The 14,774-nt window shown below is 68.8% G+C and carries 12 protein-coding genes and 1 pseudogene; 4 read left to right on the top strand and 9 right to left on the bottom strand.

Features of this window, described 5'->3' with window-relative positions; translation table 11 throughout:
* Positions 1-41: 41 nt before the first annotated feature.
* On the top strand, positions 42-953 hold the full coding sequence (locus BLS56_RS18820) for an N-acetylglucosamine kinase (RefSeq protein ID WP_091453120.1): 912 nt from the start codon (positions 42-44) through the stop codon (positions 951-953).
* Here the strand turns inward: BLS56_RS18820 and BLS56_RS18815 are convergent.
* The gene (locus BLS56_RS18815) at positions 918-1,562 is read right to left on the bottom strand and encodes a DUF3159 domain-containing protein (RefSeq protein ID WP_091452613.1); all 645 of its coding nucleotides are present in this window, start codon (positions 1,560-1,562) and stop codon (positions 918-920) included. The genes BLS56_RS18820 and BLS56_RS18815 overlap by 36 nt on opposite strands.
* 191 nt (positions 1,563-1,753) lie before the next feature.
* On the opposite strand from BLS56_RS18815, the gene BLS56_RS18810 reads away from it, so the two are divergent.
* Complete coding sequence (locus BLS56_RS18810) at positions 1,754-2,542, top strand: SGNH/GDSL hydrolase family protein (protein WP_091452610.1); 789 nt, start codon at positions 1,754-1,756, stop codon at positions 2,540-2,542.
* A gap of 268 nt (positions 2,543-2,810) precedes the next feature.
* On the opposite strand, the gene BLS56_RS18805 is transcribed toward BLS56_RS18810, so the two are convergent.
* From BLS56_RS18805 to BLS56_RS18785, 4 genes and pseudogenes are all read right to left on the bottom strand, one after another.
* The gene (locus BLS56_RS18805) at positions 2,811-5,522 is read right to left on the bottom strand and encodes an AfsR/SARP family transcriptional regulator (RefSeq protein ID WP_139190812.1); all 2,712 of its coding nucleotides are present in this window, start codon (positions 5,520-5,522) and stop codon (positions 2,811-2,813) included.
* A gap of 241 nt (positions 5,523-5,763) precedes the next feature.
* Positions 5,764-6,447, bottom strand: coding sequence for a tetratricopeptide repeat protein (locus BLS56_RS33055; protein WP_175482923.1), 684 nt, complete (start codon positions 6,445-6,447; stop codon positions 5,764-5,766).
* Between the two features lie 548 nt (positions 6,448-6,995).
* Positions 6,996-7,661 (bottom strand): annotated as a pseudogene (locus BLS56_RS33050) (NB-ARC domain-containing protein); the annotation flags it as partial.
* Between the two features lie 297 nt (positions 7,662-7,958).
* The gene (locus BLS56_RS18785; RefSeq protein ID WP_091452595.1) at positions 7,959-9,824 is read right to left on the bottom strand and encodes a multicopper oxidase family protein; all 1,866 of its coding nucleotides are present in this window, start codon (positions 9,822-9,824) and stop codon (positions 7,959-7,961) included.
* 330 nt (positions 9,825-10,154) lie between these two features.
* Between BLS56_RS18785 and BLS56_RS18780 the strand changes: the two genes are divergently transcribed.
* Positions 10,155-10,802, top strand: a complete 648-nt coding sequence (locus BLS56_RS18780) for a hypothetical protein (protein ID WP_091452592.1) — start codon at positions 10,155-10,157, stop codon at positions 10,800-10,802.
* Positions 10,803-10,806: 4 nt separating this feature from the next.
* Positions 10,807-11,247, top strand: a complete 441-nt coding sequence (locus BLS56_RS18775; RefSeq protein ID WP_091452589.1) for a hypothetical protein — start codon at positions 10,807-10,809, stop codon at positions 11,245-11,247.
* A gap of 229 nt (positions 11,248-11,476) precedes the next feature.
* Here the strand turns inward: BLS56_RS18775 and thpD are convergent, their stop codons facing one another.
* The 4 genes from thpD to ectA are packed head-to-tail and all read right to left on the bottom strand — an operon-like array spanning position 11,477 to position 14,651.
* Positions 11,477-12,370: an ectoine hydroxylase gene (thpD, locus tag BLS56_RS18770; RefSeq protein ID WP_091452586.1), complete on the bottom strand. Its 894-nt coding sequence runs from the start codon at positions 12,368-12,370 to the stop codon at positions 11,477-11,479.
* Complete coding sequence (locus BLS56_RS18765; protein WP_091452583.1) at positions 12,367-12,822, bottom strand: ectoine synthase; 456 nt, start codon at positions 12,820-12,822, stop codon at positions 12,367-12,369. Before BLS56_RS18765 ends, thpD begins: the two co-directional genes overlap by 4 nt.
* Positions 12,819-14,078 (bottom strand): diaminobutyrate--2-oxoglutarate transaminase, encoded by a 1,260-nt coding sequence (gene ectB, locus BLS56_RS18760; protein WP_091452580.1) that lies wholly within the window; start codon positions 14,076-14,078, stop codon positions 12,819-12,821. Before ectB ends, BLS56_RS18765 begins: the two co-directional genes overlap by 4 nt.
* A gap of 54 nt (positions 14,079-14,132) precedes the next feature.
* The gene (gene ectA, locus BLS56_RS18755; protein ID WP_091452576.1) at positions 14,133-14,651 is read right to left on the bottom strand and encodes a diaminobutyrate acetyltransferase; all 519 of its coding nucleotides are present in this window, start codon (positions 14,649-14,651) and stop codon (positions 14,133-14,135) included.
* Positions 14,652-14,774: the final 123 nt, after the last annotated feature.

Genomic DNA, 14,774 nt, shown 5'->3' with positions numbered 1-14,774 from the left:
CATGTTACTCCAAATGGAGTAGTGACCGCCGGGTGGTGTCGATGACCGAGGTCGCGGTGGGAATCGATGTCGGCGGGACGTCGACGCGGGCACTGGTGGTCGACGCGGGCGGGCGCGTGCTGGGGCGCGGGGAATCCGGCGGCGGGAACCCGAACTCGCATCCGCCCGACGTGGCGGCCGAGCGGATCGCGGCGGCCGTGGCCGCGGCGCTGGGCGAGCACACGGCCGTCGGGTGCGTGCTGGGGATGGCGGGGTCGTCCAAGCTGACCGACCCGGTGGTCGCGGCGGTGTTCGACGCGAAGCTGGGGCGGCTGCGGCCGCGGGTGGTGACCGACGCGGAGGTGGCGTTCGCGTCCGGGACCGCGGCCGAGGACGGCACGGTCCTGATCGCCGGGACCGGGTCCATCGCCATGCGGATCGTCGGGCGGCGGCGGGCGGAGACCGTGGGCGGATTCGGGTGGCTGCTCGGGGACGAGGGGTCGGCGTTCTGGATCGGGCGGGAGGCGGTGCGGGCGACGCTGCGGCAGTTGCAGGCGGGCGGGCCGCCGGGGCCGCTGGCGGCCGCGGTCGTGGCGGCGGCGTTCGAGGGGCCGGACAACGCGTTCGCGCGGCTCATCACGGCCGTGAACGGGGAGCCGCCGGTGCGGCTGGCCCGGTTCGCGCCGCTGGTGACCGCGGTGGACGACCCGGTGGCGGCGGACATCCGCGAGCGGGCCGCGCAAACGTTGGCGGACCTCGCCGTGGCGGCCCATGTGGACGGGCCGGTAGTGCTGACCGGGGCGGTCTTGGGGACGGCTGTCGGCGACCGTGTGCGCGAGCTGTTGAGCGACTACGAGGTGCTGGCAGCGCGCGACGGGGTGGTGGGGGCGGCGTGGCTCGCCGCCGTCGACGCCTTCGGTGACGACGCCGCCCGGCCGTCAGGTGACGGGAGCGGGGACGCGGGGGTGGCGTAGGCCCGGATGGTCGGCGGGCAGGGACTTGCGCAGGACCACGGCGCTGACCGCGACAACCGCGGCTACCAGCGGCCAGGAAAGGGCCACCCGGGCGACTGTGAGAGCCACCACATTGCCTGACCACCACAGGACAGCGAAGACCGCCGTGCGGAGAACGTACTGAGCGAAGACCCACACCCAGCTCGCCCGGCCGTACGCGCGCAAGAGGTCGGGGTCTTGGCGCCACCTGGCCTTCTGCCCCAGGACGAGGCCGACCACGACGCCGAGCAGGGGCCAGCGGACGAGGATGCTGACCGCCCAGGCGAGGGCGCTGGCGCCGTTGGACAGGAGCTGGATGAGGAAGAAGTCCTCGGCCCGGCCGGTGTACAGGGCGATGAGCGCGCCCGCCACGACCGCCGTGAGGCTGCCGACAACGGCGGTCACCTTGTGGCCCTTGGCCAGTCGCACCGAGCCCAGGACAACGGCGGCGAACACGGCCGCGGCGGCGCCCCAGGCGATCCGGTCGCCTGCCAGCCACCCGGCGGCGAAGGCCAGCGGGGGCACCGTGGCGTCCAAGGCGCCCCTTCTGCCGCCGAGGAGAGCGGAGAGGGAGTCGGGCTGGGCGGTCACCCTGACAGCCTGCCCCAACAAGCGCGAGTTAGGTAGCCCTTACTCACACGGACTTGACGTTAACGACTGGTCTGAACACCCCTCCGACCCCTACGCTGCGACGACCGGCGCCTGGCGCCGACGGGGAATGACACGGCATCCTGGGCGTTTGGTTGTGGTGGGCAACGGAACTGATTGAGGGGAGATCTGCTGTGCATGGGTGGGACAGCTGGATCGCGATCGGGGACAGCTTCACCGAGGGAATGAGCGACGTGGGGGCCCAGGGCCACTACGTGGGCTGGGCCGACCGGCTGGCCGAGACCATGGCGCGGCAGCGACCCGGTCTCCAGTACGCCAACCTGGCCCTCCGGGGGAAGATGCTGCAAGAGATCATCGACGAGCAGGTGCCGATCGCGGTCGCCGCCCAACCCGATCTGGTGACCCTGTGCGGCGGCGGCAACGACATCATCACACCGGGCACCGACGTGGACGACGTGGCCGCCCTGTTCGAAAGCGCCGTGGTGGCGCTGCGGGCAGCCGGGTCCGAGGTCCTGGTGTTCACCGGACCGGACCCCAAGGTGCAGCCGCTGCTGCGGCGCGTGCGCGGCAAGGTGGCCATCTACAACGGGCACCTGCGGGCCATCGCGGAACGGCACTCGGCGCGGGTGGTCGACCTGTGGTCGATGACCGTGCTGCACGACCGGCGGTCCTGGTGCGACGACCGGCTGCATTTCTCCACAGAGGGTCACCGGCGGATCGCGCTGCGCGCGGCCGAAGTGCTGGGCGTGCGGGTGGACGAGGACTGGCGCGAGCCGCTGCCGAGCGAGGAACGCAAACCGTGGCTGCGGCTGCGCCAAGACGATCTGAACTGGACGACCACGCACCTGCTCCCGTGGGTGCGGCGGCAGCTCATGGGCGAGTCGCTGGGGGACGGGTTGCAGCCCAAGCGGCCGGAGTTGCAGCCTTATCGAGCCGAGGACGACCGGACCGCGAGCGTCTGACCCAGGACAGACGACCGGCCGGCACACTCCCCCAGAAGCGCCGGCCGGTACGCCGGGCCGCGCACCCCCAAGTTCTCCAGCACGGCCCGTGGGCGCCGTTGGGCGCCGGTGGAAGACTGCCGGCTGAGGTGGATGGTCGGCTAACCGCTCGCTAAACGTGCGCTTGCCGGGCTTCTGCGGGGGCCGGCTTGGGTGGGTCTGCTCGATGGAGTGGAGCACCTGGCGGGCATCGGTGCGGCCTGGCAGGTGGGCGGGTTGGATCTGGGGGTCAGAGGTCGGACAGGGTTGCTTCTACCGCGTTGGCTGTGGGGGATTGCGCTAGTCGGTATAGCTCTAGGGCGAGGGTTAGTTCTCGGCGGGCGGCTGGGGTGTTGCCGTGGGTGGTGAGGATTTGGGCCAGGATTTCGCGGGCGAAGGCTTCGGTTAGGTCTTGGGCGTTTGCTTCGGCGAGGGTGATGGATTCGCGGGCGTGTTGTTCTGCCTGGTCTAGGTGGCCTAGGTCGTGTTCCAGGTCGGCCAGGGTGGCCAGGGCTAGGGCGAGGGGGCTTAGGTCGCCGATTTCTCGGTAGAGGGTCACCGCTCTGGATTGTTGGGTGACGGCTTCGGTTGTGGCACCTAGGGTGCGGTGTAGTTGGGCGATGTCATTGAGGATGTTCGCCTCGCCTAGGGGGTCGTTTGCGCGGGTGGCTAGGTCCAGGGCCTTGGTGTAGGCGGCTTGCGCTTCTGGGTAGCGTTTTTGGGTATAGCGGGCGTTGGCGATTGTGTTGAGGCTTGTCGCCATCAGTTTTGGGTTGTGTGATTCGGTGGCTATGGTCAGTGCTTGCTCGGCGTGGGGCAGGGTTTCTTGGTCCTGATCGAAGCGGGCGAGTAGGGCGCAGTGGCTTAGGTGCATCCAAGCTTGGCCTTGGGGGTCCGCCGCGGCTTGGGCGGAGGCCAGGCCGCGGCGCAGGATGTGTTCCCAGTCGTCGCGGCGGGGGTGGATGGCGCGGAAGTCGCCTGCTAGGCGGGTTAGTTGCCAGACTTGAGAGTGGTGGCCCGCGGTGGCGGCCGCGGAGAGCACTGCCAGGAGGTTTGGCCATTCGCGTTCGAACCAGGCCAGGGCGGCGGCGCGGGTTTTGATACTGGGGCGGGGAAGAGTGGGGTGGCTGGCCGCGAAAATCAGGTCGTCGGTGGGGGCGTGTAGATGTCTGCGGCTTTCGTCTGCGGCGACCAGGTAATAGCGCAGAATTTTGGGGAGCAGGTCGCCTGCGCCCAATTCGCGGGCGAAAAGGCGGACCAGGTCGTGCATGTCGAATGTGTCGTGGTCGGTTTCCGTGACCAGGAATGAGGCTGCCAGGGCGCGCAGGCGGTCTCTGGCCTCGGGAACGGGTAGGTCGGCTATCGCGGCGACCAGGTGTGGGCCTACCGATTGGCCGGGGAACGCGCCTAAGAGGCGGAAGGTTCGCGCGTGCGTGGGGTCCAGGCGGCGGTAGGTGAGGTCTAGAGCGGCGCGGATGCCGGTCTCCGCGTCGCGCACGTGGAGTGCGCCAAGGCGGGTGCGTTCGTCGGAGAGTTCGGCTACCAGGGCCGGGAGTGACCATTGTGGACTGACGGCCAGCCGGGCTCCGGCGATGCGCAGGGCCAGCGGGAGGTGCCCGCAGAGTTCGGCCAGGCGGGCGCGCAGCGGGTGCTCGTCGCCAGTGGGTGGGCCCGCGGCGTGGGCGATGACGGCTTCGGCCTCCGCCTGGGGCAGGGTGCCCAGGACGCGGAGGTGGGCGCCGTGGGTGACCAGGCCGTCGAGTCTGCGTCTGCTGGTGACCAGCACCATCGAGCCGGGGCCGCCGGGTAGCAGAGGGCGCACCTGAGTGGAGTCGCCCGCGTCGTCCAGGACGACCAGGAGGCGGCGGTCGGCCAACAGTGAGCGGTAGAGGGCGGCGCGGTCGGTGGCGTCGTCGGGGACGTGCTCTGCTGCGACGCCGAGGGCGAGCAGGAACCGGGCGAGGACGTCGGCGGGGTCGACCGGGTCGTGCCGGGGGTCGAAACCGCGCAGCGGCGCGTACAGCCTGCCGTCGGGGAAGTGGTCGGCGGCGCGGGCGCCCCAGACGGTCGCGAGCGCGCTCTTGCCGACCCCGGCCGGGCCGACCAGCACGGCGATCGCGGGAGCGGTGCCGTCCGCGCCCGCCCGCACCTCGTCCAGCCAGGCCAGGTCGTCCGCGCGCCCGGCGAACCCGGACGGCGCGGCGGGCAACTCGGCCGGGGTGACCACGCCGACGCGCGGGGTGATGACGTCGGTGGGGGTGGGAGTGAGCAGCGTCGAATCGTCGCGCAGGATGCGGCTGTGCAGCTCGCGCAGACCCGGCCCCGGGTCGAGGCCGAGCTCCCGCGCGGCCCGGTGGGCGAACCGCTGGTAGATCTCCAACGCCGCCGCCCGCCGCCCCAACCGGTACAGGGCGAGCACCAGCTGGCCGACGAGGTGTTCGCGGAACGGGTGCGTGTCCACCAGCGCGGCCAGCTCCCCGATGACCTCACCGTGCTTGCCGAGTTCAAGGTCAGCGTCGATCCGCGCCTCGATGACGGCCAACCGCAACTCCCCCAACTCCGGCGCCCGCACCCTGCCCCCGATGTCGGACAGCTCCGGCCCCCGCCACAACCCCTGCGCCTGCCCCAGCAACTCCGCCCGCTCCACCGCCGACCGCCCCCGCGACTTGGCGAGCAACTCCCGCGCCAACGCCACATCGATCCGCGCCTCGTCCACGTCGAGCCGGTAACCGGCCCCACAGGTCGTGATCGCCGTCGCCCCGGTTTGGTCCACTGTGGACAGCCAACGCCGCAGCCGGGAAACATACCCCTGCACAATCGTCCGCGCGGTCGCGGGCGGCTCGTGGTCCCAGAGCACATCCGTGATCTTCTCGACCGACACGACCTGGTTGGGCTCCAACAGCAGCATCGCCAACAGCCCACGCAACCCCGGCCCACCCGGCACCAACAGGCGGTCCCCCACCGCCGCGCACACCGGCCCCAACACACAGAACCGAACCCCTGTTTCAAGACGAACGCCGACGTGCGCCACCCCGCACCCACCCCCCGGTGTGTCAACCGGCCTCCCCCGGCCGGGTATTGCATTACGCAACAACCTAGGCGGATTCCAGCGGTGTGTTCGCGGAAGCCGCCCAGGTCAACCGGATGGCCTAACCAGGCGTCCATGCGGGTGACACTGGCCGTTTCCCCAGCGGGAGTCGGCCCTACCTGCGGGGCTTGTTCCTTCGCCAACGCGACCGCCGCCGCACGGCGAGCAACTTGGCTTGGGTGCGGCGGGTCTCGGGGTGATCAGGCCCGAGAACCTGAAGGCAAACCTCAAGAGTACGACGGTGCAGATCAACCGCCTCACCAAGACGCCCAAGCCCCGCCAAGGCATCGGCAAGATTGTTCTGACTACGAAGAGTATCGGGATGACCAGGACCAAGGACCCGAAGGTAAAGCTCAAGAGTACGACGATGCAAACCAACCGCCTCACCATAACGCCCAAGCCCCGCCAAGATATTGGCAAGATTGTTCTGACTACCAAGGGTTTTGGGGTGACCAGGCCCGAAAACCCGAAGGCGAACCTCAAGAGTACGACGGTGCAGATCAACCGCCTCACCAAGACGCCCAAGAGCCACCAAGGTATTGGCAAGATTGTTCTGGCTATCAAGGGTATCGGAGTGACCAGGCCCGAGGACCCGAAGGTTGACCTCAAGGTTACGACGGTGCAGATCAACCGCCTCGTCATAACGCCCAAGGCTCCACAAGGCATTGGCGAGATTACTCTGATTGGCAAGGGTATTGGGCTGATCGGGCCCGAAAGTCTCGGTTTCGATGTGGAGAACTCGTTGTGTGAGGGTGAACGCCGTCGCCGCATCACCGCCTGCGGAGAGCTGGTAAGCCACTGCGTCCAGGGTGGCTCGGGTGGCGGCGCCGGTGTCGTCGGGACGGTCGAGGGTGGGGAGGGTGAGTAGGTGGGGGCCAGGAGGCGTAGGAGAGGCCAGGCTGGGCGGCCTTGGGGTGCGGATGTCTCAGCGAGGATCAGGATTGCCGCCTCGACGGTGTCTTGCCAGGGGGTGGGGTCTTGGTCGCGGGTTAGGAGCAGGGTGGTGGTTTCGCGGACCAACGGGTGCAGGACCACGGTGGGCAAGGATGCTGTGCGGGTGGGGTCGGGGGTGTCCAGGAGGCCGTAGCGGTGGAGTCCGGCCAGGGCCGCGTCGACAGCCGCTTGGGTGGGGGTGGCGTCGGGGATCAGGTCGGGGGTGATGAGGGCCAGGGGGATGGGGGCCTCAGCCAACAGGGAGAGGGCGCGGAGGAGGGGGCGGGCTAAGGGGTGGCCTTCTTCTTCCAACTGGGTGAGGGACAGGTCCCAGGTGTGGCCGACCAGGGTGCGAGCCGTGTCGCGGTTGGTAATGTCCGGGTGGTCGGGGAGGACCTGGGCGGAGGCGTCCTGGAGGGCCTGCTGGTAGGCGGCGACGGTGCGCAGGCGGGCGGTGGGTTTGGCCAGGGCGGACCCGGCCGCATGGAGGGCCAGGGGTAGGCCGCCTAGCCGGGTGGCCAGGGACTCGGCTTCCTCTGGGGAACCGGCGTGGGGAGCCAGGTCCAGGAGCAGGCGTCCGCCCGCGTGTGGGGTGAGGGGTGCGAGGTCGATCAAGGTGGCGGCGCGGCCCCAGGTTTCGGGGGAACGGTCTCGGCTGGTGATCAGGAGGAGACCTCTGCCGCCGGGACGAACCCAGCCGCGATACGTGGAGACCGGGTCGTGGGGGCTTAGGGCTCTGGGGTCGTCGACGTTGTCCAGGACCAGGAGCCAGCGGCGGGTTTTGTTCAGGTGTCGCCAGATCAGGTCGGGGACGCTGGCGCCTGCCTGTTGGGCTGCGGCTACTTCGCTTCTGGGCAGGCCCAGGGTGCAGGCGACCTCGATCAGCTGGGCGCCCAGGGACTCCAGGTCTTGCCAGCGGACCCAGAAAACGGTGCGGCCCCGGTGTTCCGCTTGTTCCGCCGCGATGCAGGCCAGGGTGGTTTTGCCCATGCCGCCCGCGCCGCAGACCACGGCGAAGTGGTTTTTCGGGGTTTTCAGCAGTCTTGTCAGTTCAGTGTCTCGGCCGCGTAGGACCGGCATGTCCACGGTGGGGCGGCGGAGGGAGGCGGGCGCGGTCGCCTTGAGGTCCACGGCAAGGGAGTCCTCGCGGGTCAACCGGATGACGAGGTCGGCGATCACCGCGAGCAGCACCAGGATCGCGAGCACCAGCCACACATGCCCAGGGTCGGCGAACCAGCCGGGGACCGAGGCCGTGGCGTAGTTGGTGACGATCCCGATCGGGGCAGCCAGTAGCACTGCCCCGGTCGGGACCGCCCAAGCGCGTCGTCTCACCCGGTGACGTTTACACCTATCTGGGGTGAAACGACAGGATCTCGATCAGGCTCCGTGGCCGTGGCCGCCGCTGAAGCGGTGGACGTGGAACCGGGCCGCCTCGGCTGGCATGACGACGAAGGGGCGCATCATGCCTTCGTCCTCATGGTCGAGGATGTGGCAGTGGTACATGAAACTGCCGGTGCCGCCGTCGAAGTGGCCTGCCACGGTGAGCATTTCGCCTGGGGCGAGCTGGTAGGTGTCTTTCCAGCCCTGTTCCTGCTTGTCCAGTGGCCTGCCGTCCGGCGGGACGGGCAGGGGGGCGGTTGTGCCGCCCTTTTCCACGTCGAAGCCGGTGACGACGAGACCCACGGGCGTTTCCACGGTTGCGTACTGCTTGCGGCTCAAAGCCTGGAACTCGGCGAGGTGGATGTGGAGCGGGTGGTCGGGGCCGCCCAGGTTGATCAGGTTCCACACCACCCAGCGGCCGTGGTTGAAGAACAGGGTCGTGGTGTCGTCGAAGAGAGTGGCGACGCGTTCGAAGGTGCGGATCTTGCCGCTGTGCGGGTCGGTCAGCTGGATGACGCCCGAGGTGGGGAAAGTCGTCGGAATCTCCGCCGGGTCGGTGAGTTCGCGCAGTTCCCACATCTGCGGGTGGACCTCGCCAGCTGAGCCGGGTGGCACCATCGCGACGTAGACGTGGTCGTGGTCGTCGGGCAGGGTCGTGCCGTGTTCCAGGCGGACAAAGGACTCCGAGATCCGGTCGGGCAGCTCGAAGAAGTCGAGCCGGGGTCGGTCCTCGACCCGGAACTCCATGATGTCGCGCTCGGGCGCGGCGGTCAGGTGGGTGTTGGTGAGGCGCAGCCGCCTGCCGGGGAACCGGCTGAAGTCGATCAGCAGGTCGGCGCGTTCGGCCGGTGCGATGGTGAGGCCGCCGTCCGGGAGCGGGGCGGGCTCGGGCAGCAGGCCGCCGTCGGTGCCGATCTGGCGGATGGCGTCGTTGTAGGGCACGTCCGCCGCGTCGGTGAGGTTGCCCGCCTCGTCGATGAGATTGAGGGTGTAGAACCGGGCGTTGGACGCGTTGAGCACCCGGAAGCGGTACCAGCGGGCCTCGGTGTCCATGTGCGGCCAGATTTTGCCGTTCACCAGGGTGAACGGGCCGCTGAACGGGAGGGTCCCGACGCCGCCCGCCGGTGTGACCGCGGACGGGACCTTGTAGAGCAGCCTGCCGCTGAGGCTGCCGTCGAGTTCGGTGTCGAGGTTGCGGTCGGTGATGATCAGCGGGACCTCGTGCTCACCGCGCGGCAGGTCGAGGTCGTCCTCTTCCTCGTCGCGGATCAGGTACATCCCGGCGAGGCCCGCGTAGACGTTGTAGCGGGTGATCGCCATGGCGTGGTCGTGGTACCAGAGCGTTGTCGACGGCTGCTCGTTCGGGTACTCCGTGAGTTGCGACGCTCCTTTGAGTACCGCGTTGTGCGCCCAGCCGTCGTTTCCGCCGCCGGTGCGGGCGCCGTGCAGGTGCACGACCGTCCACGACGGCAGGTCGGCGACCCCGTCGATGATCCCCACGCCCGGCGGCAGCGAGCCGTCCGGGTTGCGGTAGCCCGGGGAGTTGAACGGGGCTGTCTCGATGGGCGCGTGGACGGCGGTCAGCGGAATGGTGCCCTCGATCTCGTTGGTCCACGAGACGCGGATCTGTTTGCCGCTGGCGACTTCGATGGTGGGCCCGGGAAAACCGCCCTCGTACGCCCACACCTCGGTGCGCGGCAGCTGCGAGTGCAGCTGCACCGTGGTGCGCACCGCGGTGATCGTGAGCTCGTCCTGGTGCCAGCGCGAACGGATGCGCGGCGGCACCCGCAGCGGGTCGAGAAACTTGGTGAGGCCGAAGGTCGATTCGGTTCCGGCCGCGAGCGGACTGATCAGTTCAGTCATGGATCCCCCTGATCCGAAGGCGCGTCATAGCGCCGCTTTCCCCCTCTTGACAGCAAGATCTCCGACCCCACTCGGAGAAGTCGCCGTGAGACCAGAGTGCGTGACTCGCCTGCCGATTTCAAGGAGATTGGAGAAACAGCGGAAGATTCAGGCGAACGGGGGACGGACCTCAGGGTTGACCAACAGCCGTGTGCGCACACCTGGCCAGGCCCGCGCAGTGCACAGGCGCTGCGACACGGGCATAGATGTAACGGTGGGCGTGCGAGTGATTACAGACAGGTCACCTGATTAGCGGAGAGAACCACTGAACAGCCGCGCCTAGAGTGGGCTGTGCCGATCAAGGAAGACGCCCAGCGGTTACGCCTGTTATCTGACGACCTGACGAGTAAAGCGCACGCCTGGCTGACTCGCCTGAGTTCGTGGCTGGACGAGACGAACCGGATGGCCGCAGTGATCCTCGGTTACTCAGCCGGGCACGGCGCGGTGACAGCCGTCCTCGGGGCCGCGCGCGACCGCTTGGACGAACTCGACCAGGCTCTGACCCAGTCCGCGAGGACGCTGTCCGACGCCGCCGATCACCACGATCGCAAGAACGAAGGCGTCACCGACGCGAAGTCCCCGCCTGCGACCCCCGGTGCGGCCGAATTCGGTCACGCGAGGTCGACCAACTATCGAAAAACTTTTTTCGACGCGCACCCTCACCTCAAGGGGCAAGTGGTCGTCCACCACGCCGTCGAACGGCAGGCCGCGCAGATCTATCCCGATGCGGGGTTGACAGACGAAGAGATTCACTCGTTGGAAAACCTGCGCGGCGTACCGAAAGGCGAGGCAAACAATCTCGTGCACTTGAGCAGGCTACGAAAAGCGTGGAACGCGTTCTACGATGAAAATATCATCGCAACGAAACAGGACCTGCTTGATTTCGCAACAAAGATGGACGACGAGCATGGCACCCAGTTCAGACCTCCGGTAAGGTGACGGCGTGAGCGACTACTTTCTTTTGACGCCCGAGGTCGCGGGAGAACTCGGCGCGAACTCCGTGGTGGACCGGAGCGTGCGTCCGGCCGTCGCCAGCAAGGTCGAATACGCTTTTCATGATTGGTACGGCGATGAACTGATCACCGCCACGCCAGTTTTCCTGGTGACCGACGGACTGGCCGAGGAACTGTCCCGATCGGGTCTCAGCGGTTTCGAATTCAGGGACGCGACGATCACCCTCGCTCCGGAAGGGGAGGACATGATCGGCGACATTTCCACACTACCGCCGTTCAAATGGCTGGTCGTCACCGGTCGGGGCGGCCATGAGGATTTCGGTTTGGTTCCCCCTGCCCGCCTTGTCGTGTCGGCCGCGGCGATGGATCTTCTCAATACCCGCCGGTTGCCGCGTTGCGATGCGGAGCCGTACGAGCGGGCCGGCGCCTGACGACGCCCGCGGCGAGGCGGAAAGACACCGCCGACGCGGGCGGCCCCGGCCCGACCGATCCCGAATCGGTGGGCGCGGGGCCGGACTCCACGAGGTTGACCGGCGGCCGGAGCGGGCCCCACCCCGAGCGGGAGTCCCGGTGGTCGACGGTCAGGAACTTGCGGAGCGTGCAGGCGCCGCGGCGCCGAGCACGAACATAACAGGCGGCGTACGAGCGATTACAGACGGGTCACCTGGTTAGCGGCGCGAACTGCCTGGCTGCGATGAAGCCGGGGCGGGGGGCGGGGGCGGCGAACGGCTCGACCAGGGGATTCTCGACGCTGTTGAACACGACGAAGACGTTCGAGCGGGGGAACGGGGTGATGTTGTTGCCCGAGCCGTGCATGAGGTTCGAGTCGAACAGCAGGGCCGATCCGGCCGGGCCGGTGAACTGGTCGACGCCGTGCGCTGCGGCCAAGGCGGTGATGTGCTCGCGGCTGGGGACGCCGATCTCCTGTTCGGTCAGGGACGCCCGGTAGTGGTCCTCGGGGGTCTCCCCGACGCACGGGACGAACGTGCGGTGGGAGCCGGGCATGACCATCAGGCCGCCGTTGAACGGGTAGTTGTCGGTCAGGGCGATCGACATGCTGACCGCGCGGGGCGCGGGCATCCCGTCCTCGGCGTGCCAGGTCTCGAAGTCGGAGTGCCAGTAGAAGCCCTTGCCCTTGAAGCCGGGCATGAAGTTGACCCGGCTCTGGTGGACGTAGACCTCCGAGCCGAGGACCTGGCGGGCCCGGTCGAGGACGCGGGGGTCGCGCACGAGTTCGGCGACCAGGTCGCTGATCTTGTGCACCTCGAACAGGGAGCGGACCTCGGCGGAGGACTTCTCCACGATGGTGCGCTCGTCGCCGCGGAGGTGGTCGGCCAGGCGGGACAGCTCTTCGCGGTAGGTGCGGACTTCGCCGGGGCTGAGCAGGGTGTCGAAGACCGAGTAGCCGCGGGCGTCGTGCGCGGCGAGCGCGGCCGGGTCCAGCGGGCCGTCGACGCGGCCCCAGACGGCGGGGTCGGCGCGCTCGACCGGGTCCAGCGGGTGCGGGGTCCGGGTGCGGTAGCGGTCCTCGGTCCGGGTGTCGGCGAGGGTCATCGCGCCTCCTCGGGGATGGACTCGGTGGTCGGCTGGCGGTTCGGCTCAGTGATCGGCGCGGGATTCGGCTCCGTGAGCACCGGGTACACGCCGTGCTCGTCGTGGACCTCGCGGCCGGTCACCGGGGGGTTGAACACGCACACCGTGCGCATCTGGGTGATCGGGCGAAGCTGGTGGCGCTCGTTGCCGTCGAGCAGGTAGAGGGAGCCGGGGGCGAGGTGGTGGGTCTGGCCGGTCTCCTTGTCCAGGAGTTCGCCTTCGCCGTCGACCACGAACACGGCCTCGATGTGGTTGGCGTACCAGAAGTCGTTGACCGTGCCGGGGTACAGCGTGGTCTCGTGGACGGAGAAGCCGACGCCCTCCTTGGCGAGCACGATCCGCTTGCTGCGCCAGTTCGGGGTGCGGACGTCGCGGTCGGTGTCGGTGATCTCGTCGACCGTGCGGACGATCATGCCGCCACCTGCCCGGCCGCGACCGCGGCCACCGACTCGGCGAGGATCACCAGGCCCTGCTCAAGCTCGTCGTCGGTGATGGTCAGCGGCGGCATGACCTTGGCGACCTCGCCGTCCGGGCCGGAGGTCTCCATCAGCAGGCCGCGCTCGAACGCGGCGCGGCAGACCGCGCCCGCGGTGGCGCCGTCGGGGAACCGCAGGCCGCGGGCCAGGCCGCGGCCCTTCGCGGTCAGGCCGGAGTGCGCCTCGGCGAGTTCGGCCATCACCCGGTGCACGTGCTCGCCCTTGGCGAGGGTGCTCTTCTCCAGGGTGTCGTCGGTCCAGTACTCGCGCAGGGCGGCGCTGGCGGCGACGAACGCGGGGTTGATGCCGCGGAAGGTGCCGTTGTGCTCGCCGGGCTCCCAGACGTCGAGGTCCGGGCGGATCAGGGTCAGCGCCAGCGGCAGGCCGAACGCGCCGATGGACTTGGACAGGCACACGATGTCCGGGGTGATGCCCGCCGCCTCGAAGCTGAAGAACGGGCCGGTGCGGCCGCAGCCCATCTGCACGTCGTCGACGATGAGCAGCATCTTGTGCCGGGCGCACAGGTCGGCGAGCGCGCGCAGCCACTCGACCCGGGCCGCGTTGATGCCGCCTTCGCCCTGCACGGTCTCCACGATCACCGCGGCGGGCTCGTTGAGGCCGCTGCCGCTGTCGGCGAGCAGGCGCTCGAACCACAGGAAGTCGGGGGTGCGGCCGTCGAGGTAGTTGTCGTACGGCATCGGGGTGGCGTGGACCAGTGGGATGCCCGCGGCGCCGCGCTTCATCGAGTTGCCGGTGACCGACAGCGCGCCCAGGGTCATGCCGTGGAAGGCGTTGGTGAAGTTGACGACCGACTCGCGGCCGGTGACCTTGCGGGCCAGCTTCAGCGCGGCCTCGACGGCGTTCGCGCCCGCCGGGCCGGGGAACACGACCTTGTAGTCGAGTTCGCGCGGGGAGAGCACGACATCCCGGAATGTCTCCAGGAAGTCGCGTTTGGCCACGGTGTGCATGTCCAGGGAGTGTGTGACGCCGTCGCGCAGCAGGTAGTCGATGACGGCGTCCTTGAGGACGGGGTTGTTGTGGCCGTAGTTCAGCGCGCCCGCACCGGCGAAGAAATCCAGGTACGGCTTGCCGTTCTCGTCGTAGAGCACGCTTCCGGTGGCGCGGTCGAACACGACCGGCCAACTGCGGCAATAGGTGCGGACTTCGGACTCGAGGGTCTCGAACACGCTCACGGGGGACTCCAAAACTGGCGGCAGGGAAAGAAAGCGGGGGAACGCCGGGGAAACTCAGGCGGGGACTCTCGCGCCTGCCCGCTCGAACGGGCCGATGCGGTACAGGTCCTCGGACTCGTGGTCGTCGGGGAAGTGCGCCGCGTCGAACAGCTTGGCCTGCCGCAGGCTCGTTCCCCAGCGTCTGGTCAGCGCCTGGAACAGTCCGATGGACGCGGTGTTGCCCGGGGCGATGGTGGTCTCCAGGTGCCGAACACCCTGGTCGGCGAGGCGGCTCACCAGGTTGTCGAGCAGTCTGCCCGCGATCCCTCTGCCGCGCTGGTCACCGTCGACGGCGATCTGCCAGACCACGACGGTCTCCGGGTCTGTCGGTCGCACGAAGCCGATGACGAACCCGACCACCCTGCCCTCGACCCGGGCGACGGCCGACGTGGCCGCGAAGTCACGGCACCAGAGCAGGTACGCGTAAGAGGAGTTGAGGTCGAGCGTGCGCGAGTCACGGGCGACTCGCCACAGCTCCGAGCCGTCCACAGTGGACGGCTGGCTGATCACGATGTCTTGCGGTTTCCCGGACATACCCAGGAAACGTAACAGGAACTTTTTCGGTCATCAGGTAACACAGACAGTGTCCCGCCGCCTACCTGCGACTCCAGAGAACACGGGTGAGGAGGACAACAGTACGGTTGTCCTCCTCATGGG

Source organism: Actinokineospora iranica (assembly GCF_900101685.1).
GTDB lineage: Bacteria > Actinomycetota > Actinomycetes > Mycobacteriales > Pseudonocardiaceae > Actinokineospora > Actinokineospora iranica.
This window is presented reverse-complemented; position numbering and strand designations above follow the sequence as displayed.

Coding starts and splice junctions, on each gene's coding strand:
- BLS56_RS18785 (WP_091452595.1), bottom strand. CDS start 9,824: ATGACTGAACTGATCAGTCCGCTCGCGGCCGGAACCGAATCGACCTTC.
- thpD (WP_091452586.1), bottom strand. CDS start 12,370: ATGACCCTCGCCGACACCCGGACCGAGGACCGCTACCGCACCCGGACC.
- ectA (WP_091452576.1), bottom strand. CDS start 14,651: ATGTCCGGGAAACCGCAAGACATCGTGATCAGCCAGCCGTCCACTGTG.
- BLS56_RS18765 (WP_091452583.1), bottom strand. CDS start 12,822: ATGATCGTCCGCACGGTCGACGAGATCACCGACACCGACCGCGACGTC.
- BLS56_RS18820 (WP_091453120.1), top strand. CDS start 42: ATGACCGAGGTCGCGGTGGGAATCGATGTCGGCGGGACGTCGACGCGG.